Source organism: Streptomyces sp. NPDC045899, from assembly GCF_056431485.1.
This window is the reverse complement of the sequence record NZ_JBWKKP010000002.1, coordinates 12,546-32,670: the sequence shown is the minus strand read 5'-3', so window position 1 is coordinate 32,670 and position 20,125 is coordinate 12,546. Positions and strand designations below refer to the sequence as shown.

Here is a 20,125-nt window from a genome sequence, read left to right as displayed (position 1 = left end):
TGGTGCATCCACGGGAATCCGGCACCGGAGGGCACCTGTGAAAGGATGCACAAGTTCACAAGGTCCTGGATTCTCATGTTCACATGCCTCGGCGGACTCAACAAGGGCGCGCGGAAGCGGACTCACCACTTCCTGGCTCCTCCGCGCCGGTGGATCCTCCGAGCGGGCCCGGACGCCTCCGGACGCCCCAAGGCGCCCCGCGGGCACCCCGGGACTCAGGACCCCCGGGACTCAGGACCGGAGGTGATCCAGCAGCGGACCGTGGAGCAGTCCGTTGGACGCCGCCGCGTCACCGCTGTTCGGCCCCGGCACCCCGTCCAGTCCGGTGAAGTGGCCGCCCGCCTCCTGGACGATCACCGCGTTCGCCGCCATGTCCCACAGCGACAGCTCCGGCTCGGCGCAGATGTCCACCGAGCCCTCGGCGACCATCATGTACGGCCAGAAGTCGCCGTAGCCGCGGGTGCGCCAGCAGGCCCGGCTCAGCTCCAGGAAGCGGTCCAGCTTCCCCCGCTCCTCCCAGCCGTTGAGCGAGGAGTACGCGAACGAGGCGTCGGCGAGCCGGGTCACCCCGGAGACCCGCAGCCGGGAGGCGGACGACAGGCTCCGCCCGGTGTACGCGCCGAGCCCCTCCGCCGCCCACCAGCGGCGGCCCAGCGCCGGCGCGGAGACCACCCCGACCACCGGCCGGTCGCCGCCCTCGCCGCGCTCCATCAGCGCGATCAGGGTGGCCCAGACCGGAACCCCGCGAACGTAGTTCTTGGTGCCGTCGATCGGGTCGATGACCCAGCGGCGCGGTCCGCTGCCCTCGCTGCCGAACTCCTCGCCGAGTACCGCGTCGCGCGGCCGGGCGCGCTGCAGCTGGCCGCGGATCAGCTCCTCGGCCGCCTTGTCGGCCTCGCTCACCGGGGTCATATCGGGTTTGGTCTCGACCTTGAGATCCAGGGCCTTGAACCGCTCCATGGTCGTGGCGTCGGCGGCGTCCGCGAGGACTTGGGCCAGACGCAGGTCATCGTGGTAGTCGGGCATGGCCGAACAGTATCGAGCCGGGATGAACCGAAGCCACATGAGCGCGGCCGGGGCCCGGCGTGCCGGAGCGCGCGGATGCCTTGACAGTGTCTGGCGCTCCGTCAATTCTGTCCGCACCCGGCCGGGGAGGTGGCGGTGCCCGCAGCGCGCGAATCCTTGTTGGACGCGGCCTTCACCGCGCTCGCGGGAGGCTCGTGGGCGGGGGTCCGGATGGTCGACGTCGCGTCGGCCGCCGGGGTCTCGCGGCAGACCCTCTACAACGAGTTCGGCGGCAAGGACGGTCTGGCCCGCGCCCTGGTGCGGCGCGAGGCGGACGCGTACCTCAGCGGGGTGGAGCGGGTGCTCACCCAGCCGCCCGGCCCCACCGACCCCGGTGAGCGGCTGGCCGCGGCCGCCGTCTGGACGGTCCGGACCGCGACCGAGAACCCGCTGGTGCGGGCGGTGCTCACGGGCTGCTGGGGGGAGCGGTTGCCCGCGCCCGCGGGGACCGGCCCACCACCACCGCGGGCCGCGCGCTCGCTGCGCCCCCGGGCCGCGGAGCGGGCGGAGGGCCTGGCGCCGCTGCCCACCCCGGTCGAACTGCTGGGCCAGGTCCGGGAGCGGTCGGTGCGGCTGCTGGCCGGGCAGTGGCCACGGGCCGGGCCGGGGGAACTGGCCCGCGCCTGCGATACGGCCGCGCGGCTGGCGCTGGCCTATGTGGTCGCCCCCGCCCCGGCGGCGGACGTGGCGACGGTGGTGCGCGGCGCGCTGGCCGCCCCACCGTTCAGTGCCCCGAGCCGGAGAGCTGGAGCCCCATCACCCCGACGATCACCAGACTGATGGAGATGATCTTCAAGGTGGAGACCAGGTCGCCGAGGAAGACCATGCCGTAGATGGCGGTGCCGGCCGCCCCGATCCCCGTCCACACCGCGTACGCCGGGCCCACGTCCAGCTTCTTCAGCGACAGGGTCAGCAGTCCGAAGCTGCCCAGCGCGAAGGCGGCGAAGGCGATGGTGGGCCAGATGCGGGTGAAGCCGTGCGAGAGCTTCAGACAGACGGCGAACCCGGTCTCGAGGATTCCGGCGACCACGACCAGCAGCCACGCCATACAGATTCCTCCCGTATCGCTGACGGCCGCGTTCGCCGGAGGGTGCCTTGATGCGATTATCCATTTACCTCCCGTAGTGGGCGGCAAACGTGGCCGGGCGCCCGGATCAGTCCCCCTCGCGCCGCTCCCGGGTGGCGAGCAGCCGCCGCAGCGAGTAGAGGCGGGCCGGGTCGGCGTGGCCGTCGGTCACCCACCGGTCCAGCGCGCAGTCCGGCTCGTCGTGGCTGCACGCGCGCGGACAGCCCTCGGTGCCCGGCTCCAGGTCCGGGAAGGCGTGGATGACCCGCGCCGGGTCCACATGGTGCAGTCCGAAGGAGCGCACGCCCGGTGTGTCGATCACCCATCCCTTGTCGTCCGGGAGGGGGAGGGCGAGGGCGGAGGTGGTGGTGTGACGGCCCCGTCCGGTGACCGCGTTCACCCGGCCGGTAGCCCGTTTGCGGTCCGGGACCAGCGCGTTGACCAGGGTGGTCTTCCCCACTCCCGAGTGGCCGACGAAGACGGTGACCCGGTCGGCGAGCCGCTCGCGCACCCGCTCCGCGGCCTGTCCGTCGGCGAGTTCGTCCCGGTTGGTGACGGCGTAGGGCACACCGAGGGACTGGTACGTCTCCAGCAGGGTGTCGGCCGGGGCCAGATCGGACTTGGTCAGGACGAGCAGGGGCTCCAGACCCGCGTCGAAGGCCGCCACCAGACAGCGGTCGATCAGCCGCGGCCGGGGCTCGGGGTCGGCGAGCGCGGTGACGATCGCCAGCTGGTCGGCGTTGGCGACCACCACCCGTTCGAACGGGTCGTCGTCATCGGCGGTCCGGCGCAGTACCGAGGACCGTTCCTCGACCCGGACGATCCGGGCCAGGGTGTCCTTGTCGCCGGAGAGGTCGCCGACGACCGCGACCCGGTCGCCGACCACGACGCCCTTGCGGCCCAGTTCACGGGCCTTCATGGCGATGATGGTGCGGTCCTCGACCAGGACGGTGAGCCGTCCGCGGTCCACCGTCAGGACGAATCCCCCGGTGGCGTCCTCGTGTTTGGGGCGGATGCTGGTGCGCGGGCGGTTGCCCTTGCGGTTGGGACGGACCCGTACGTCGTCCTCGTCGGTGTGCTTGCCGTAGCGGCGCATGGCGGCAGGCTCTCAGGCTCTCCGCGCCGAGGGTGTCGTCGCGTCGAGCATGCCGGTCCACAGGCCGGGGAAGTCGGGCAGGGTCTTGGCGGTGGTCGCCACGTTCTCGACCTGGACGCCCTCGACGGCCAGGCCGATGACCGCGGCGGCGGTGGCCAGCCGGTGGTCCTCGTAGGTGTGGAAGATCCCGCCGCGCAGCGGTGCCGGGGAGATCCGCAGACTGTCCTCGGTCTCGGTGACCTCGCCGCCGAGGCCGTTGATCTCCTTGGCGAGGGCGGCCAGCCGGTCGGTCTCGTGCATCCGCAGGTGGCCGATGCCGCGCAGCACCGACGGGGAGTCGGCGAGCGCCGCGACCGCCGCGATCACCGGGGTGAGCTCGCCCACCTCGTGCAGATCGGCGTCGATACCGGTGATCCGGCCGGTGCCGGTGAAGGTCAGACCGCTCTCGGTCAGCTCACAGGAACCGCCCATCTCGGTGAAGATCCGGCGCAGCTCGTCCCCGGGCTGGGTGGTGTGCTCGGGCCAGTCGGGGACGGTCACCCGGCCGCCGGTGACCAGGGCGGCGGCCAGGAACGGCGCCGCGTTGGAAAGATCGGGCTCGACGACCAGGTCACGGCCGAGCAGCGCGCTCGGCGCCACCCGCCAGACGCCCCGCTCACCGCCGGCCTCGGGGGTGTCCACCCGGGCGCCCGCGGCGCGCAGCATGTCCACGGTCATCCGGATGTGCGGCAGGGAGGGCAGCGCGGCGCCGACGTGGCGCACCTCGACCCCCTGGTTGAAGCGCGGCGCGGACAGCAGCAGCGCGCTGACGAACTGGGACGAGGACGAGGCGTCGATCCGCACCGGGCCGCCGTCCAGCGCCCCGCCGCCGTGCACGGTCATCGGCAGCGCGCCGCGGCCGTCGTCGTCGATCCGGGCGCCGAGCGCGCGCAGCGCGTCGATCACCCCGTGCAGCGGACGCTCGTGCGAGCGCGGGTCGCCGTCGAACCGGACCGGTCCGTCGGCGAGGGCGGCGACCGGCGGCAGGAAGCGCATCACGGTGCCCGCGTTGCCGACGTCCACGGTGGCCGGGCCATGCAGTCCGGCCGGGATGATCCGCCAGACCTCGCCGCCGCCGTCGGGGCCCACGCCCTCCTCGATGCCCACGCCCATCGCCCGCAGCGCCTCGGCCATCAGCAGGGTGTCGCGGGAGCGGAGCGGACGGCGCAGCCAGCCGGGTTCGGCGGCGAGCGCGGCCAGGATCAGACCGCGGTTGGTAACCGACTTCGATCCGGGCACGGTGACGGTCGCGTCGACCGCTCCGTCGGCGGTCGGAGCGGGCCAGAGGGCGGGGTGCGAGCCCGGGGATGTCTCAATGCCGGTCATGGCTCTCACTTTAGTGGTTCGCCGAGAATGCCATTCTTGATCAAAAGTGGCGAAACCCAGTCGAAACACAGAGCCACCCTTCCTGGCGCACGGGGTGTGCCGGGGGTTCGTACGGCTCACATCCCCAGCAGCCAGCGACCGCCCGCGAGCAGTGAGCACAGCGAGACGACGTGGAACAGCAGCAGCCAGGCACCGGCCGGAATGCCGGTGAGCCGGGCCAGTTGGTCGGGGTCGGAGTCGTACGCGCCGCCGAGCCGGCGCTTGCGCTGGAGCTCGAAGGGCGGGCGGACACCGCCCAGCAGCAGGAACCACACCACCGCGTAGGCGAACGCCGCCTGGACGTCCGGTCCGGTCAGCCAGGAGACCAGGAAGAAGGCGGCGCCGGTGAGGACGACGGTGAGCACGCCGTAGGCGTTGCGGATCATCACCAGCATCGCGGCGAGCAGCGCCGTGGTCCCCCACAGCAGGGCGGTGATGTGGTTCGAGGCCAGCAGCCAGGCACCGGCCAGGCCCAGCAGCGAGGGCGCGGTGTACCCGGCGGCCGCGGTGAGGATCATGCCGAGGCCGGTCGGCTTGCCGCGCGAGACGGTCAGCCCCGAGGTGTCGGAGTGCAGGCGTATGCCGTCCAGCCGCCGCCCGCTGAGCAGCGCGACCAGCCCATGGCCGCCCTCGTGGGCGATGGTGATGGCATTGCGGGATATCCGCCAGGTCGTCCGGTAGACCACCACGGCCAGCGCGACGAGCCCGGTGGAGGCGACCAGCCAGCTGGTGGGGTCCGGCTGGGTTCCGACGACGCGGTCCCACAGCTCGGCGGCGTTCGTGACGTCCATGGGCGGGCGGCTCCTCGCGGCTGGCGTTGCGGTCGGCCCCTGGCGGGCCGTCGGGCTCGATTCCCGGCTCGGTGGCCACCGGGCGCGGGCGTCGTGGCAGTGTGGCACCTATGTGCGGTCGATACGCAGCGAGCCGGAAGCCGGAGGATCTCGCCGGGGCCTTCGGAGTGGAGAAGTGGGAGCCGGAGGAGACCCTGGCGCCCGACTGGAACGTCGCGCCCACCAAGGGCGTGTACGCGGTGCTCGAACGCCCGTTGAAAGACGCCGCGGAGCCGCGTCCGGTCCGCCAGCTCAGGGCGCTGAAGTGGGGGCTGGTGCCGTCCTGGGCGAAGTCGCCCGAGGGCGGTGTGAAGATGATCAACGCCCGGGCGGAGACGGTGCACGAGAAGCCCTCGTACCGGCGGCCGTTCGCCTCGCGCCGCTGCATACTGCCCGCCGACGGCTATTACGAGTGGGTGACCGGGTCCGGGGAGCGGCAGCTGGAGGAGAAGGGGAAGCGCAAGCGGCCGCGCAAGCAGCCGTACTTCGTGACCCCGGTGGACGGTTCGGTGATGGCGATGGCCGGGCTGTACGAGTTCTGGCGGGACCGGACGCTGCCGGACGAGCACCCCCGGGCGTGGTGGGTGACCTGCACGGTGATCACCACGGAGGCGGAGCCGGAGCCGTTCGCCGAGGTGTCCGGCGCGGCGGCCGCCGGGGCATCGGCGGACGAGGGCGGCGGACCGCGTTCGCTGGCCGATATCCACCCCCGGATGCCGCTGGTGCTCACCGAGGACCGCTGGGCGGAGTGGCTCGATCCGGCCCGTACCGACCCGGACGATCTGCGTCCGCTGCTGGCCCCGCCGCCCGCGGGTCTGCTGCGCGCGTACCCGGTCGGGACCGGGGTCAGTGATGTCCGCAACAACGGCCCGGAGCTGGTGACGGAGCTGGAGGCGCCGGAGGAGGCCACGCTCTTCTGACGCCTTCCGCGCTGTGCGCCCTGTGGCACGGCAGGATGGCCGGGTGAGTACGAAGACGACCGAAACCGTGCCGACCCCGGTCGGCGATGCCCGTATCACCTGGCATCCCGCCCCTGGCGCCCGTGCCGTGCTGGCCGTGAGCCATGGCGCGGGCGGCGGGATCGAGGCGCGGGACCTGCGTGCCCTGGCCGCCGGGCTGCCCGCGCACGGGGTGAGCGTCGCGCTGGTGGAGCAGCCCTGGCGGGTGGCCGGGAAGAAGGTCGCGCCCGCGCCGAAGACGCTCGACACCGGATGGCGCGCCCTGTGGCCCGCGCTGGAGAAGGCCGGGCTCCCGGTGGTCGCGGGCGGCCGCAGCGCGGGCGCCCGGGTGGCCTGCCGGACCGCCCGTGAGCTGGGCGCGGCCGCCGTGCTGGCACTCTCCTTCCCGCTGCACCCACCGGGCAGGCCGGAGAAGTCCCGTGCGGAGGAACTGCTGAGGGCCGGGGTGCCCACACTGGTGGTCCAGGGCGGCCGGGACCCCTTCGGCCGCCCTGAGGAGTTCCCCCGGCTGCCCGCCGGGAGCGAACTGGTCGAGGTACCCCACGGCGACCACGGCTTCGCGGTGCCGAAGTCGGCCGGCATCGGTGAGGCGGACACCCTCGCGGTGATCACCGAGGCGGTCACCGCCTGGCTGCCCCGGGCTCTGGGCTGACCGGGCCGGGTCCCTCGACGCCTTACGGGAATGCCGGGGGCGGGTCCGGTGTTGCACGGGACATCGGTATTCACCGCGCGATGGCACCGCACGAGGAAAGGGAGTTCCCCGCATGGGTTCGCTTGCTTGCCCGGCCCGCCCGCACGCCGCTGACCTGGAGTGGACGCAAGCGGACGCGGCGCAGACCGCGAAGATCGGAGCGGCGGGCGGACCGGAAGGTCGTCTATTCTCCGATTCGAGCGGGTCCGCATCCGGCCCCGCCCCGAAGCTGGAGGAGGTGGGTCAGGTCACTGGGACCGACGCAGGGACCGACGGCGTCAACGAGGGAGAGCCGGCCGAGCGGCCGCAGGAGACCACCGCCGAGCGCAATGCGCGCTTCGAGCGGGATGCGCTCACCTTCCTCGACCAGATGTACTCCGCCGCGTTGCGCATGACGCGCAATCCGGCCGATGCCGAGGACCTCGTACAGGAGACGTACGCGAAGGCGTACGGCTCCTTCCACCAGTTCCGTGAGGGCACCAACCTCAAGGCGTGGTTGTACCGCATCCTCACCAACACCTTCATCAACTCGTACCGCAAGAAGCAGCGTGAACCGCAGCGCAGCGCGGCCGAGGAGATCGAGGACTGGCAGCTCGCGCGCGCCGAGTCGCATATGTCGACAGGGCTGCGTTCGGCCGAGTCCCAGGCCCTCGACCACCTGCCGGATTCGGATGTCAAGGAGGCCCTTCAGGCCATCCCCGAGGAGTTCCGTATCGCGGTGTACCTCGCGGATGTCGAGGGGTTTGCGTACAAGGAGATCGCCGACATCATGGGGACACCCATCGGTACGGTGATGTCCCGCTTGCACCGGGGGCGCCGTCAGCTGCGTGAACTGCTGGAGGACTACGCGCGTGGGCGCGGTCTGGTCCCGGCGGGCGCGTCCGCCGCGGCGGACGAGTCGCACGATCGGAAAGGCGCGGGCTCATGAGCTGCGGAGAGCCGCACGAGACGGATTGCTCCGAGGTCCTCGACCATCTCTACGAGTTCCTCGATCACGAGATGCCGGACGGCGACTGCGCCAAGTTCGAGGTGCATTTCGACGAGTGCTCCCCGTGCCTGGAGAAGTACGGTCTGGAGAAGGCCGTGAAGAAGCTGGTCAAGCGGTGCTGCGGTCATGACGACGTGCCCAGCGACCTCCGGTCGAAGGTGATGGGCCGGATCGAGCTGATCCGGTCCGGCCAGGCGGTCCCCGAGCGGGAGATCACCGCGGAGGCCCCCGCGCCGGAGAACGCCCCCAGCACCGCCCAGGAGTGATCCGCACCGCCCCGGAGTGATCCGCGGCGGAGCGTGACCGCCACGGGGTGCCACGGTGGTCCGATCATCACCCGAAGGTGTGCAATCGGGCGGCTCGCCCGGTCGTCACCGCCGCTCGCGGCTCTATCCTCCCGAATCTGACCCGCCCCGCCCGTGAGGGGCGCAGGGCGGACCCTGGACCGGGAGGAGGGCGCCGTGCGGGCACTTCCTCTCGGGGCGCGCGTCTACGTTCTGTGCGCCCTGTTCACCGCCGCGGTGTGCGCCGCCCCCGTGCTCCGGCCCCAGGCCGCCGTCCCCTGGGCCACCGTCGTCCTCCTCGCCGCGGTCTACGCGGCGGGAGCCCGTGGCACCCGTGCCCCGTGGCCGGAGTGGTACAGCCCCGTGCTTCTGGCCGGGGCTTTTCTGCTGCCGCCCGCCGCGGCCACCCTCGTCGCCGTCCCGGGCGCGCTGCTCGCGCCGGTCGAACGGCGTCCGGCCGGGGTGCGCCGGATCTGGCACGCGGCGCAGCTGGCCGTGGCCGTCTGGGCCGCCGCACGGACGTTCGGCGCGCTGGGCGGACGGGCGGCGCTCGGCGCCGTTCCAGCGCCCGGCGCACCCGGCTTCCCGTCCGCCCTGGCCGCCGCGACCGCCGCCGCGCTGGTGCTCTGCCTGGCCGTGATCGTCCTGGAGTGCGGGGTGCTGGTCAGCGCCGAGCGGCACTCCCCGCGCGCCGCCTGGCGCGGCCGGGTCCTCGGCTCGCTCGTCCCGCACCTGGTGCACGGCCCGGCGGGGCTGGCCATGGCCGTGCTCTGGCACAGCCCCTACGGACCGCCCGCGGCGCTGCTGGTGCTGCTGCCGATGTACGTCTCCGCCTGCGTCTTCGCCCTGTACCACCGGGAGCGCGGCGCCCACCAGGCGACCATCCGCGCCCTCGTCCAGGCCGTCGACATCAAGGACCGCTACACCCGGGGGCACAGCGAACGCGTCGGCCGCGCCTCCGCGATGATCGCCCGCGAACTGGGCATGCGCGGTGACCGGCTGGAGGCGCTGCGGATCGCGGGCATCCTCCATGACGTGGGCAAGCTGGGCGTGCCCACCAGGATCCTGCGCAAGAACGGGCCGCTGACACCCGAGGAGCGCCGGATCATCGAGCTGCACCCCGAGTACGGCCATGAGATGGTCCGCGGCATCGGCTTCCTGGGCGAGGCGCGCGCGGCCATCCTGCACCACCATGAACGGCTGGACGGCACCGGCTATCCGTACGGGCTGGCCGGAACGCAGATCCCGGAGTTCGCCCGGGTGGTCGCGGTGGCCGACGCCTTCGACGCGATGACCTCCACGCGTACGTACCGGCGGGGGCGGCCGGTGGCCACCGCGGTCGAGGAGCTCAAGCGGTGCGCGGGTTCGCATTTCGACCCCCGGATGGTGCGGGCCCTCTCCCGCGCCCTGGACCGGCACGGCTGGCACGCCGCCGTCACGGCGGACGCCGCTGGTGAGGAGCGCGGAAACGCTCCGGCAGACCCGTCGCGGGCCCTGCCCGAGCCCGCCGTCGCGGCGACCCGCGGCCCGTCCGCCCCGGCCCGCCCGGACACCACGGACGGTGCGCCGTGACCGCCGGGCGCGATCCCGCCGACGAGCGCCGTGCCCGCGACGAGAGCGCCGCCGGGCACATCGCGCGCGGTCGGGCGCACCGCGCGCGTCCGCCGGGTGCACGACCGTCCCATCCGGACCTCCCCTCCACCGATGAGGGGCCGACGGACCCGTCCGAGCCCTCCGCGGACCCCGGGTCCGGCACCCCGGGTACGCCGGGGCCGGACGGACGGCCGGGGCGGCCCCCGGCCCGGGGGCCGGCGCGACGGTCCGGGACACGGGAGACCACCGCGCCGACCGGGGCCCGCGGGGTGCCCGGACCGGCGGGCCCCGCCGATACCGCCGGTTCCACCGACGCCACCGCCGGCGCGGGTCCGCCGGGCTCCCGCACGGGCCGGACGGTCGCGCGGCGGTTCACCGACCCCCTCGAACGGCTCGCCGGGCGGCACGTCCGGGCGGTGGGCCGGTCGCGGCGGGGCGGGATCCGGGGCGCGGCCGAGGGTGAGCGCCGGACCGGGGCGTTCACCGTGGCCGCGGTGTACGGCGCCGCCGGGGCGCTCGCCGTCGTCGCGCTCGGCTGGACCGAGTGGCACGGGGTGCGCGAACCGGAGGCTGCGCTCGCCTTCGGGGTGCTCATCGCCGTCGGGGAGGCCATCCGGTGCGCCGATGTCCCGCCCGCGCTCCCGCGCGCGAGCGGGGAGCACGAACAGCGTGGAGAGCCCGCTCCCGTGGCCGCCGCGGGCGCCCTCGGCTATGCCCTGCTGGGACACCTCGACGGGCAGCCCACCACCCACGGGGTCCTCCAGGTCGTCACCGTCGTCGTGGCCGCCTCCCTGGCGGGCATGGTGCCGCGGCTGGCGCTGGGCTGCCCGGCCGACCCCGGGCACACCGCCCGCCGGGTGCTCACCGTGGCGTTCGCCGCCACCTGTTTCCAACCGCTGCACCACACCGGCCGGTTGACCTCCTGGTTCGGCCAGGGGGCGGCCACGGTGGGCTATTTGCTCGCGCTGCTGGCCCTGACCGCGCTGTGCGACGCCGTGCTGGCCGCCGCGCTGGCCCGCGCCCGCACCGGCTGGCCGTACGTCCCGCTGCTCCGCGACGAGCTGTGGGCGCTGCCCGGGGTCGGGTCGGCGATCTGCGCGACCGGGGTGGTGATGGCCCTGGGGGTCGCCGTCGCCGGGCTGTGGGCGCTTCCGGTGCTGTCGGTGCCGCTGCTGCTGATCCAGTACGCCTTCCGCCGTTACGCGGGCATACGGGCCACCTACCGGCAGACCATCGCCTCGCTGGCCCGTTCCACCGAGATAGCCGGGTACACCCCCGCGGGCCACGCCCGTACGGTCGCCGGACTCAGCCGGGCCGTCGGCCGTGAGCTGGGACTCTCCGAACCGGCGCTGACCGTGCTGGAGTACGCGGCGCTGATGCACGACATCGGGCAGCTCTCCCTGGTGGACCCGGTCCCCGCCGGGGCCACCGAGCCGCTGCCGGGGGCGGAACAGCGCAGAATCGCCCTGCTGGGAGGTGCTGTGGTACGCCAGACCGGGGTACCCGCCGAGGTGGCGGTGATCGTCGAGCGGCAGGCCGACCCGTACCGGGTCCAGCCGCTCACCGCGCGTATCGTGCGCGCGGTGAACGCGTACACCGAGCTGGCGACCGTCCCTGCGGCAGGGACGGCGGCAGGGACGGACGGCCCGGCGGGCACCGCGGGAGCGGCCCCGCTGCACGCCCTGGAGCGGCTGCGGCTGGCCACGGCCCGTGACTTCGACCCGGCGGTGGTCGAGGCGCTCGCCACGGTGCTGTCCCGCCCGGTGCCGGGCCGGTCCCCGCTGAGAACCCGCGGGTAATAAGCGGGTGTCCCAAGAGGCATGGTTGGATGCGAGGAGAGGGGTGTCGGGCCGATGGCCGGTGGCAAGGAGGTGTGGTGGGCATCGTGTCCCGGCCGAAGCGAGAGGGGCCGGGCTGAGATGTCCGCGAATGTGTGGCAGGTTGTCCCCCAGGGAGGGCGACGCCGTCCGCGAAGGCATCTGGTTCGGGACTACTTCGATACCGGCAGGCGGGAATCGTGAAGATCTTCGGCAAGGTACGGCACCGGCCGTCCGCCTCATGGCGGCAGGCCACGGACCGTGCGTTCACGCTCATCGGCGACGGCCGGTACGAGGACGCGGGGGCGCTGCTGACCCGCGCCGCCGACCTGGAGCCGTGGCTGTCGGAGTCCTGGTTCAACCTGGCCCTGCTGCACAAGTTCCGGCACGACTGGGAGCAGGCCCGCGCCGCCGGGCTGCGCGCGGTCGCGCTGCTGGACCGGGAGACCGGCGCTCCCGACTGGTGGAACGTGGGCATCGCCGCCACCGCCCTCCAGGACTGGCCGCTGGCCCGCCGTGCCTGGCAGGCGTACGGGCTCAAGGTGCCCGGTGAGGCGTCCGCGTCCGGTGAGCCGCTGGGCATGGAGCTGGGCAGCGCGGCGGTGCGGCTGTCGCCCGAGGGCGAGGCCGAGGTGGTCTGGGGCCGCAGGCTGGACCCGGCCCGGATCGAGGTGCTGTCCATCCCGCTGCCGTCCTCCGGGCGGCGCTGGGGCGAGGTGGTGCTGCACGACGGCGTGCCCCACGGTGAACGGGTGACCTCCGCGGGCCCGGCCTACCCCGTCTTCGACGAGATCGAGCTGTGGGCGCCGTCCCCGGTGCCCACCTGGGTGGTGCTGCTGGAGGCGGCCACCGAGGCCGACCGGGACGCCCTGGAGCGGCTCGCCGCGGACGCGGGCTTCGCCGCCGAGGACTGGTCGTCCTCGGTGCGGCTGCTGTGCCGTTCCTGTTCGGAGAGCCGGATGCCCAGCGACGAGGGCGAGGGCGAGCACCTGGACCCGCACGACCACAGTGAGCCGGGCCACCCCGGGCCGCTGGGGCACCGCACGGCGGGCTCGGGCTCGCTGTGGGTCGCCGAGCGCGAATGCGGGATCGCCGCGCCGAGCGGGCTGGTGCGGGGGCTGCTGGACGGCTGGGTCGCCGACAGCCCGGACACCCGTGAGTGGCGGGATCTGGAAGAGGTCTGCTGACGCCCTTGTCACTCCGGGCGGGCCGTACTCTGTAGGGCGACGCATCAGGGTTGAAGGAAGGCGTACGGCGGACGATGTCGCAGCAAGGGACTGAACAGCAGGTGGACGGCGAGTTCATCGTGGATACGGAGAACTGCGAGGAGCGCGAGCGGGCCTACCGCGAGCGCGGCACCGCCCGCCCGATCACCGTCGTCGGCAATCCGGTGCTGCACCGCGAGTGCCAGGAGGTCACCGAGTTCGGTGACGACCTGGCGCGGCTCGTGGACGACATGTTCGCCAGCCAGCGGGCGGCGGAGGGTGTGGGCCTGGCCGCCAACCAGATCGGCGTGGACCTGAAGGTCTTCGTCTACGACTGCATGGACGACGAGGGCGTCCGGCACGTCGGCGCGGTCTGCAACCCGGTGCTGGACGAGCTGCCCGCCGGGAGCCGGGTGCTGGACGACTCCAACGAGGGCTGCCTGTCCGTCCCCTCCGCCTACGCCGAGCTGCCCCGCCCGGACGTCGCCGTGGTCCGCGGCCAGGACGCCGAGGGCAAGCCGATCGCGGTGCGCGGCACCGGCTACTTCGCCCGCTGCCTCCAGCACGAGACCGACCACCTCTACGGTCGCCTCTACATCGACCGGCTCTCCAAGCGCGACCGCAAGGACGTGCTGCGGCAGATGGCCGAGGGCACCCCGCGCTACGAGACCGTGCCCAACGACTGAGCGCGCCCCCACCGACGCACCACGGGCCGGAACCCCCCGAGGGTTCCGGCCCGTGGTGCGTACGCGGTGGGTCGGACGGTCAGAACTCGTCGTCGAAGGAGACCGAACCCTCGACCGCGACCTGGTACGCGGAGGGCCGCCGCTCGAAGAAGTTGGTCAGCTCCTGGACGTTCTGGAGCTCCATGAAGGAGAACGGGTTCTCCGAGCCGAAGACGGTGGGGAAGCCGAGGCGCGCCAGGCGCTGGTCGGCCACGCACTCGAGGTACTCCTTCATCGAGGCGGTGTTCATCCCCGGCAGCCCGTCCCCGCACAGGTCGCGGGCGAACTGGAGCTCCGCCTCGACGGCCTCCTTGAGCATCTCGGTGACCTGGTGCTCGAGTTCGTCGTCGAAGAGGTCGGGCTCCTCCTGGCGGACGGTGTCCACCACCGAGAAGGCGAACTCCATGTGCATCGACTCGTCGCGGAACACCCAGTTGGTGCCGGTCGCCAGGCCGTGCAGCAGCCCGCGCGAGCGGAACCAGTAGACGTAGGCGAAGGCGCCGTAGAAGAACAGCCCCTCGATGCAGGCGGCGAAGCAGATCAGGTTGAGCAGGAAGCGGCGCCGGTCGGCCCTGGTCTCCAACTGGTCCAGCTTCTCCACCGAGTCCATCCAGCGGAAGCAGAATTCCGCCTTCTCCCGGATGGAGGGGATCTTCTCCACGGCCGCGAAGGCCGCGGCGCGGTCGTCCGGATCGGGGAGGTAGGTGTCCAGCAGCGTCAGATAGAACTGGACGTGCACGGCCTCCTCGAAGAGCTGCCGCGACAGGTACAGCCGCGCCTCGGGGGAGTTGATGTGCTTGTAGAGCGTCAGCACCAGGTTGTTGGACACGATCGAGTCGCCGGTCGCGAAGAACGCGACCAGGCGGCCGATCAGGTGCTGCTCACCCGGGGAGAGCTTGGCGAGGTCGGCCACGTCCGAGTGGAGGTCGACCTCCTCCACCGTCCAGGTGTTCTTGATCGCGTCGCGGTAGCGGTCGTAGAAGTCCGGGTACCGCATCGGCCGGAGGGTGAGCTCGAAGCCGGGGTCGAGCAGGTTCTTCGGACGGTCGGGGGCGGTTGTCACTGGCATGCCTCGCAGGACTCGGGGTTCTCCAGGGAACAGGCGATGGCGTCCTCGTCGGCGGGCGCCTGCTGGACGGGGATGGTGGCGGCGGCCGCGCCACCGCGCGCCGACTGGGCGATCCGGGTCGCCGGGCGCGAACGCAGGTAGTACGTGGTCTTGATGCCCTGCTTCCAGGCGTACGCGTACATCGAGCTGAGCTTGCCGATGGTCGGCGAGGCCATGAACAGGTTCAGCGACTGGCTCTGGTCGAGGTACGGCGTACGGGCCGCGGCCATGTCGATCAGGGCGCGCTGCGGAACCTCCCAGGCGGTGCGGTACAGCGCCCGGACGTCCGCGGGCACCCAGGAGAAGTCCTGGACCGAGCCGTTGGACTCGCGCAGCGCCTCACGGGTCTGCGCGTCCCAGACGCCCAGCTTCTTCAGGTCGTCGATCAGGTAGGAGTTGACCTGGAGGAACTCACCGCTGAGGGTTTCGCGCTTGAAGAGGTTGGAGACCTGCGGCTCGATGCACTCGTAGACACCGGCGATCGAGGCGATGGTCGCGGTCGGCGCGATGGCCAGCAGCAGCGAGTTCCGCATCCCGGACTTCGCCATCCGCTGCCGCAGGGCCTCCCAGCGCTCCGGCCAGGTGGCCACCGCGTCCGTGTAGTGGTCCGGGTGCAGCACACCGCGTGCGGTGCGCGTCGCGGACCAGGCCGGATGCGGGCCGTGCCGCTCGGCGAGGTCACAGGACGCCTCGTACGCGGCGAGCATGATGCGCTCGGAGATCCGGGTGGAGAGCTGCTTCGCCTCGGGGGAGTCGAACGGCAGCCGCAGCCGGAAGAAGACGTCCTGGAGGCCCATCAGGCCCAGACCCACCGGACGCCAGCGGGAGTTGGAGGTCCCGGCCTCGTCCGTGGGGTAGAAGTTGATGTCCACCACGCGGTCGAGGAAGGTCACGGCGGTGCGGACGGTGGCGTCCAGCCGGTCCCAGTCCATCTGACCGTTCTCGCCCAGGTGGGCCGCGAGGTTGACCGACCCCAGGTTGCACACGGCGGTCTCGCCGTCGTCGGTGACCTCCAGGATCTCGGTGCAGAGGTTGGAGGAGTGGACGACCTTGCCGGGCTCGGCGGTCTGGTTGGCGGTGCGGTTGGCGGCGTCCTTGAACGTCATCCAGCCGTTGCCGGTCTGCGCGAGCGTGCGCATCATCCGGGCGTAGAGCTGGCGCGCCGGGACCTGCTTGACGGCGCGGCCCTCGGCCTCGGCCCTGCGGTACGCGGCGTCGAACTCCTCGCCCCACAGGTCCACCAGCTGCGGCGCGTCGGCCGGGGAGAACAGCGACCAGTCGGCGTCCGCCTCGACGCGGCGCATGAACTCGTCCGGGATCCAGTGGGCGATGTTGAGGTTGTGGGTGCGGCGGGCTTCCTCACCGGTGTTGTCCCGCAGCTCCAGGAACTCCTCGATGTCCGCGTGCCAGGTCTCCAGGTAGACACAGGCCGCGCCCTTGCGCCGGCCGCCCTGGTTGACGGCGGCCACCGAGGCGTCCAGCGTGCGCAGGAACGGCACGATGCCGTTGGAGTGCCCGTTGGTGCCGCGGATCAGCGAACCGCGGGCCCGGATGCGGGAGTAGGACAGACCGATGCCGCCCGCGTGCTTCGACAGCCGCGCGACCTGGTGGTAGCGGTTGTAGATGGAGTCCAGCTCGTCCAGCGGCGAGTCCAGCAGGTAGCACGAGGACATCTGCGGGTGCCGGGTGCCGGAGTTGAACAGCGTGGGGGAGCTGGGCAGGTAGGACAGGGTGCTGGTGAGCCGGTACAGCTCGGCGACCTCGTCCAGGGCCCGCTCGCCGAGGTTCTCGGCCAGACCGCAGGCGACCCGGAGGAGGAAGTGCTGCGGGGTCTCGATGACCTGACGGGTGATCGGGTGGCGCAGCAGGTAGCGGCTGTACAGGGTGCGCAGTCCGAAGTAGCCGAAGCGCTTGTCGGCGCCGTCCGCCAGCGCCCGCTCCACCAGCGCGTCCAGCCGGGCGGCATGGGTGGTGACGAACTCGGCGGTGCTGTCGGCGATCAGGCCCTCGCGGTGGCCCACCGCGACCGAGGACGAGAAGGAGACCGCGCCCTGCCCGGCCGCCTCCTCGGTGATCGTCAGGGCCAGCAGCCGCGCGGCCAGCCGGGAGTACTCCGGCTCCTCCGCGATCAGCCCGGCCGCCGCCTCGGTCGCCAGGGTGCGCAACTCCGCCTCGTCCGAGCCGGGATGGCGGCCGCGCAGGGCGGCGGCCGCGACTTTGCCGGGGTCGGTGGCGGGCAGGTCGGCGGTGAGCCCGGTGAGGGTCCGCAGCAGCGCGGTACCGGGCGCGTCGGCCACTGCCTGGGAAGCCGCTGCCTCTGAAACCGGGTCGGCGGGCGCGATGGTCACTGAAGTGTTCTCCCTCGCTCGGCTGGGGGCCAGGAGGGATGGGGAGCGAAGGCCGCGTACGGGCATGACGAATTCGCACTACCGTACGAACGCATACCGCGCAGCGTCCAACGGCCCAACCCGCGAGGCCCGGACGTATTCAGACGGCCGTCGGCAGGTCATCGGACTCACGGGTACACATATGCGCACACGTACACCGTTGCGGGACAGTTCCGGATTCCCACCGGATTCCCCTGCGTCGACAGCGAGGACGAGCATACATCTTGTGTCGGCCGACGCACGCGCCCCCACATCTTGTGTCGCCCACGGGGGAGTTTCCCACGTATGTGCTATTGCGGGGTGGCCTCCGTCCGCTGTTCCCGGGCCTTTTCCCGCCAGCCGGCCAGGGCGTGGGCAAGCCGGGAGCGGTAGTCGGCGTAGCCGTGTTCGAAGGTCTCACGGCGGTCCGGATCGGGTGTGACGGTGCGTGTGTCGGCCTGCCAGCGCTCCGGGTCGACCGGCTCACCGAGGCTCTCCCAGGCGACCACGACCGCGCCGCGCGCCCCCACTTCGGGCTCCCCGGGGATCCGCACCGGACGGCCGATGACATCCGCGAACAACTGGGTCCAGGCCCGGGACCGGGTGCCGCCGCCGCACAGCGCCAGGCTCGCGGAGAGCCCGGCCGCCTCCAGGCAGTGCCGGGCGGCGTAGGCGATGGACTCGCAGACCGCGCGGACCGCGTCGGCGCGGGTCGAGGCGAGGGTGAGCCCGTCGAGCCGTCCCTGGGCGGCGGGTTCGACGAACGGCGCCCGCTCGCCCGCCCCGGACAGGAACGGCAGTGCGGTGACTCCACGGGCGCCGGGCGGGCTGTCGGCCAGTATCCCGTCGAGGCCGGCGGTGGTGGCCCCGGTGAACTCCAGCGCCCATTCCAGGGCCGCGGTGCCGACCATCGCGGGCATCGCCCGCAGCCAGCGTGTGGGGTCGGGGGTGCACAGCCACATCCCGGCCGGATCGGCGGCCGGGTCGATCCGGGCGTCGTCGGTCAGCACCTGGCAGGCCAGGGTGGTGCCCACGATCAGCAGTCCGTCGCCCCGCTCCCGCACCCCGCTGCCGATGGCGCAGGCGGGCAGGTCGTAGGGGCCCGCGGCGACCGGGAGTCCGGCCGGGAGCCCGAGCAGCCGGGCGCCCTCCTCGTGCAGCGGGGCGAGTGCCCCGGGCGCGGCGGGCTCCGGCAACAGCCGTGCGTACCCGGCGATTCCGCACATCTCCAGCGCGTCGCGGACATAGCGGCGGGTGGTGACATCGAGGAACGGCAGCGAGGCATCGGAGGCGTCCACCCCGATCACCCCGGTCAGCCGCTGGGCGACCGCGTCCACGCAGTAGCCCGCGACCTCGGCCCGCTCCAGCGACCGCGGTTCATGCTCGGCGAGCCAGGCCAGCAGCGGGGCGTGGCAGCCGGGGAACACCCCCGAACCGGTACGGGCCCACAGCGCCCGCAGGGTGCCGTCCGCGCGCCAGCGGGCCACTGTCTCCGCCGCCCTGCCGTCCATCCACGAGATCGGCGGACGCACCGCCCGGCCCGCCGCGTCGCGCAGCCACAGCCCGTCCCCCTGGCCGGTCAGGGCGAGTGCGACGGGAGGCGCGGGCAGGGCGGCGGCGACCTCGCGGCACACCTCGGCCACGGTGCGCAGCACGTCCTCCAGGTCCTGTTCGACCCGGCCCCCAGGCCGCCGGTCCAGCCGGCTGGGGCGGCTCGCGGACGCGATGGCCCGCCCGTCCCGGCCGAAGGCCACGGCCTTGGTGACCGATGTGCCGATATCGACTCCGATCATCACCCGGTCGGTGCTCATGGCGTACGGGCCTCCGTGGCATCGAGGTTGGCGGGGAGGGCGGGGTGGGCGAGTTTCTCGCCGCGTACGTACCGGGCGACCTCGGCCGCGGTGATGGCGGCCGCGCGGTGGGCGGTCTGCCGGGTCGCCCCGGCCAGGTGCGGGGTGGTGACGACGTTCGGCGCGGAGTGCAGCGGCCAGTCGGCGGGCGGCGGTTCGACGTCGTAGACGTCCAGCGCCAGGGCGCCCAGCCGCCCGCTGCGCAGCGCCTCGGGCAGCGGGGCGTAGTCCAGGAGTCCGCCGCGCGCGGTGTTGACCAGGACGGCGCCGGGCCTCATCCGCGCGATCCGCTCGGCGTTCAGCAGATGGCGGGTCTCCGGGGTCAGCCGGGCGTGCAGGCTCACCACCTCGCTGCGGTCGAGGAGTTCGTCCAGGCCGACCGGTTCGACCCCATCGGCGCGGGCGGCCTCCGGATCCGTGTAGGGGTCCGCGACCAGCACCCGGGCACCGAAGGCGCGCAGCACCCGGGAGACGATCCGGCCGATGGCCCCGTAGCCCACCAGCCCGACGTTGGCCCCGTCCAGCTCGATTCCGGCCTCCTCGTACGCGTAGAGGTCGCCGCGCCAGCGCCCGGCGCGCAGTTCGGCGTCGGCCGCGGGGACGCGCCGCATCGCGGCGAGCATCATGCCGATCGCGAACTCGGCGGCGGCAGCGGCGTTGCGGCCCGGGGCGAAGCTGACGGCGACCCCCGCGCGGGTGGCCGCGGCCAGGTCGACATTGACCGGGCCGCCGCGGGAGACGGCGACCAGACGCAGTCCGGGGCGGGCGGCGAAGACCTCCGCGGTGAACGGCGCCATCTGTGTCACACACACCTCGGCGCCGGTGAGTGCCTCGATGAGCTCCTCCTCGGTGCCGCTGGCCTCGGTCACCCCGCCCACCGGGCCGAACGGCTCATGGGGCCAGGGCAGGGTCAGCTCGGCGATCTCCAGCGCCCGGTCCGCCGGGCCGATCCGGTCGTGGAGGGCCTCGGCGATCAGCTCGGGGGTGACGAAGTGGTCTCCGGCGGCGAGGACGCGCATAAGGGCCTTCCTTCGGCGATACATCACATGAACGATGCTAGATTTAACATCCCTGGCTT

18 protein-coding genes and 1 riboswitch are annotated in these 20,125 nt (G+C 73.0%); of the genes, 9 read left to right on the top strand and 9 right to left on the bottom strand.

Annotated elements, in window-relative coordinates; all coding sequences use genetic code 11:
- Positions 1-231: 231 nt before the first annotated feature.
- Complete coding sequence (gene hisN, locus AC07FT_RS02650; RefSeq protein ID WP_479173431.1) at positions 232-1,026, bottom strand: histidinol-phosphatase; 795 nt, start codon at positions 1,024-1,026, stop codon at positions 232-234.
- A gap of 135 nt (positions 1,027-1,161) precedes the next feature.
- Here hisN and AC07FT_RS02645 point away from each other — a divergent pair, with 135 nt between their 5' ends.
- On the top strand, positions 1,162-1,845 hold the full coding sequence (locus AC07FT_RS02645; RefSeq protein WP_479173429.1) for a TetR/AcrR family transcriptional regulator: 684 nt from the start codon (positions 1,162-1,164) through the stop codon (positions 1,843-1,845).
- Here the strand turns inward: AC07FT_RS02645 and AC07FT_RS02640 are convergent.
- The 4 genes from AC07FT_RS02640 to AC07FT_RS02625 form a co-directional block, all read right to left on the bottom strand.
- Positions 1,790-2,113 carry a DMT family transporter gene (locus AC07FT_RS02640; RefSeq protein ID WP_471193887.1) on the bottom strand — a complete coding sequence of 108 codons (324 nt, stop codon included), beginning with the start codon at positions 2,111-2,113 and terminating at the stop codon, positions 1,790-1,792. The genes AC07FT_RS02645 and AC07FT_RS02640 overlap by 56 nt on opposite strands.
- Positions 2,114-2,219: 106 nt before the next feature.
- Positions 2,220-3,227 carry a ribosome small subunit-dependent GTPase A gene (gene rsgA / locus AC07FT_RS02635; protein ID WP_479173427.1) on the bottom strand — a complete coding sequence of 336 codons (1,008 nt, stop codon included), beginning with the start codon at positions 3,225-3,227 and terminating at the stop codon, positions 2,220-2,222.
- Positions 3,228-3,239: 12 nt separating this feature from the next.
- Positions 3,240-4,592, bottom strand: coding sequence for a 3-phosphoshikimate 1-carboxyvinyltransferase (gene aroA / locus AC07FT_RS02630; protein WP_479173425.1), 1,353 nt, complete (start codon positions 4,590-4,592; stop codon positions 3,240-3,242).
- Positions 4,593-4,708: 116 nt separating this feature from the next.
- Positions 4,709-5,422: a M50 family metallopeptidase gene (locus AC07FT_RS02625; RefSeq protein ID WP_471193881.1), complete on the bottom strand. Its 714-nt coding sequence runs from the start codon at positions 5,420-5,422 to the stop codon at positions 4,709-4,711.
- A 110-nt stretch (positions 5,423-5,532) separates the two neighbouring features.
- Between AC07FT_RS02625 and AC07FT_RS02620 the strand changes: the two genes are divergently transcribed.
- The 8 genes from AC07FT_RS02620 (at position 5,533) to def (ending at position 13,684) form a co-directional block, all read left to right on the top strand.
- The gene (locus AC07FT_RS02620) at positions 5,533-6,381 is read left to right on the top strand and encodes an SOS response-associated peptidase (protein ID WP_479173423.1); all 849 of its coding nucleotides are present in this window, start codon (positions 5,533-5,535) and stop codon (positions 6,379-6,381) included.
- A gap of 43 nt (positions 6,382-6,424) precedes the next feature.
- Positions 6,425-7,072 carry an alpha/beta hydrolase family protein gene (locus AC07FT_RS02615; RefSeq protein WP_479173421.1) on the top strand — a complete coding sequence of 216 codons (648 nt, stop codon included), beginning with the start codon at positions 6,425-6,427 and terminating at the stop codon, positions 7,070-7,072.
- Positions 7,073-7,349: 277 nt separating this feature from the next.
- Positions 7,350-8,039 (top strand): sigma-70 family RNA polymerase sigma factor, encoded by a 690-nt coding sequence (locus AC07FT_RS02610; RefSeq protein ID WP_479173419.1) that lies wholly within the window; start codon positions 7,350-7,352, stop codon positions 8,037-8,039.
- Complete coding sequence (gene rsrA, locus AC07FT_RS02605; protein ID WP_471193875.1) at positions 8,036-8,365, top strand: mycothiol system anti-sigma-R factor; 330 nt, start codon at positions 8,036-8,038, stop codon at positions 8,363-8,365. Before AC07FT_RS02610 ends, rsrA begins: the two co-directional genes overlap by 4 nt.
- 195 nt (positions 8,366-8,560) lie before the next feature.
- Positions 8,561-9,955 (top strand): HD-GYP domain-containing protein, encoded by a 1,395-nt coding sequence (locus AC07FT_RS02600; protein WP_479173417.1) that lies wholly within the window; start codon positions 8,561-8,563, stop codon positions 9,953-9,955.
- A gap of 461 nt (positions 9,956-10,416) precedes the next feature.
- A complete protein-coding gene (locus AC07FT_RS02595) occupies positions 10,417-11,775 on the top strand; it encodes an HD-GYP domain-containing protein (protein ID WP_479173947.1) in 1,359 nt (452 codons plus the stop codon).
- A 218-nt stretch (positions 11,776-11,993) separates the two neighbouring features.
- Positions 11,994-12,980, top strand: coding sequence for a tetratricopeptide repeat protein (locus tag AC07FT_RS02590; RefSeq protein WP_201871384.1), 987 nt, complete (start codon positions 11,994-11,996; stop codon positions 12,978-12,980).
- A 74-nt stretch (positions 12,981-13,054) separates the two neighbouring features.
- A complete protein-coding gene (gene def / locus AC07FT_RS02585; RefSeq protein WP_479173415.1) occupies positions 13,055-13,684 on the top strand; it encodes a peptide deformylase in 630 nt (209 codons plus the stop codon).
- A 79-nt stretch (positions 13,685-13,763) separates the two neighbouring features.
- Here def and AC07FT_RS02580 read toward each other — a convergent pair whose 3' ends face one another.
- The 4 genes from AC07FT_RS02580 to AC07FT_RS02565 all read right to left on the bottom strand — a co-directional run bounded on the left by AC07FT_RS02580 (position 13,764) and on the right by AC07FT_RS02565 (position 20,066).
- Positions 13,764-14,792 carry a ribonucleotide-diphosphate reductase subunit beta gene (locus tag AC07FT_RS02580; RefSeq protein WP_479173413.1) on the bottom strand — a complete coding sequence of 343 codons (1,029 nt, stop codon included), beginning with the start codon at positions 14,790-14,792 and terminating at the stop codon, positions 13,764-13,766.
- A complete protein-coding gene (locus AC07FT_RS02575) occupies positions 14,783-17,179 on the bottom strand; it encodes a ribonucleoside-diphosphate reductase subunit alpha (RefSeq protein ID WP_479173411.1) in 2,397 nt (798 codons plus the stop codon). Before AC07FT_RS02575 ends, AC07FT_RS02580 begins: the two co-directional genes overlap by 10 nt.
- A 135-nt stretch (positions 17,180-17,314) precedes the next feature.
- A riboswitch (cobalamin riboswitch) is annotated at positions 17,315-17,443 on the bottom strand.
- Between the two features lie 65 nt (positions 17,444-17,508).
- Positions 17,509-19,008 carry an FGGY family carbohydrate kinase gene (locus AC07FT_RS02570; protein ID WP_479173409.1) on the bottom strand — a complete coding sequence of 500 codons (1,500 nt, stop codon included), beginning with the start codon at positions 19,006-19,008 and terminating at the stop codon, positions 17,509-17,511.
- Positions 19,005-20,066: a 2-hydroxyacid dehydrogenase gene (locus tag AC07FT_RS02565; protein ID WP_479173407.1), complete on the bottom strand. Its 1,062-nt coding sequence runs from the start codon at positions 20,064-20,066 to the stop codon at positions 19,005-19,007. The genes AC07FT_RS02570 and AC07FT_RS02565 overlap by 4 nt, the downstream gene beginning before the upstream one ends.
- Positions 20,067-20,125: the final 59 nt, after the last annotated feature.

Excerpts from the sequence above, each read along its gene's own strand:
- hisN (WP_479173431.1), bottom strand. The coding sequence starts at position 1,026 with ATGCCCGACTACCACGATGACCTGCGTCTGGCCCAAGTCCTCGCGGAC.
- AC07FT_RS02640 (WP_471193887.1), bottom strand. The coding sequence starts at position 2,113 with ATGGCGTGGCTGCTGGTCGTGGTCGCCGGAATCCTCGAGACCGGGTTC.
- rsgA (WP_479173427.1), bottom strand. The coding sequence starts at position 3,227 with ATGCGCCGCTACGGCAAGCACACCGACGAGGACGACGTACGGGTCCGT.
- aroA (WP_479173425.1), bottom strand. The coding sequence starts at position 4,592 with ATGACCGGCATTGAGACATCCCCGGGCTCGCACCCCGCCCTCTGGCCC.
- AC07FT_RS02625 (WP_471193881.1), bottom strand. The coding sequence starts at position 5,422 with ATGGACGTCACGAACGCCGCCGAGCTGTGGGACCGCGTCGTCGGAACC.
- AC07FT_RS02620 (WP_479173423.1), top strand. The coding sequence starts at position 5,533 with ATGTGCGGTCGATACGCAGCGAGCCGGAAGCCGGAGGATCTCGCCGGG.
- rsrA (WP_471193875.1), top strand. The coding sequence starts at position 8,036 with ATGAGCTGCGGAGAGCCGCACGAGACGGATTGCTCCGAGGTCCTCGAC.
- def (WP_479173415.1), top strand. The coding sequence starts at position 13,055 with ATGTCGCAGCAAGGGACTGAACAGCAGGTGGACGGCGAGTTCATCGTG.
- AC07FT_RS02580 (WP_479173413.1), bottom strand. The coding sequence starts at position 14,792 with ATGCCAGTGACAACCGCCCCCGACCGTCCGAAGAACCTGCTCGACCCC.
- AC07FT_RS02570 (WP_479173409.1), bottom strand. The coding sequence starts at position 19,008 with ATGAGCACCGACCGGGTGATGATCGGAGTCGATATCGGCACATCGGTC.
- AC07FT_RS02565 (WP_479173407.1), bottom strand. The coding sequence starts at position 20,066 with ATGCGCGTCCTCGCCGCCGGAGACCACTTCGTCACCCCCGAGCTGATC.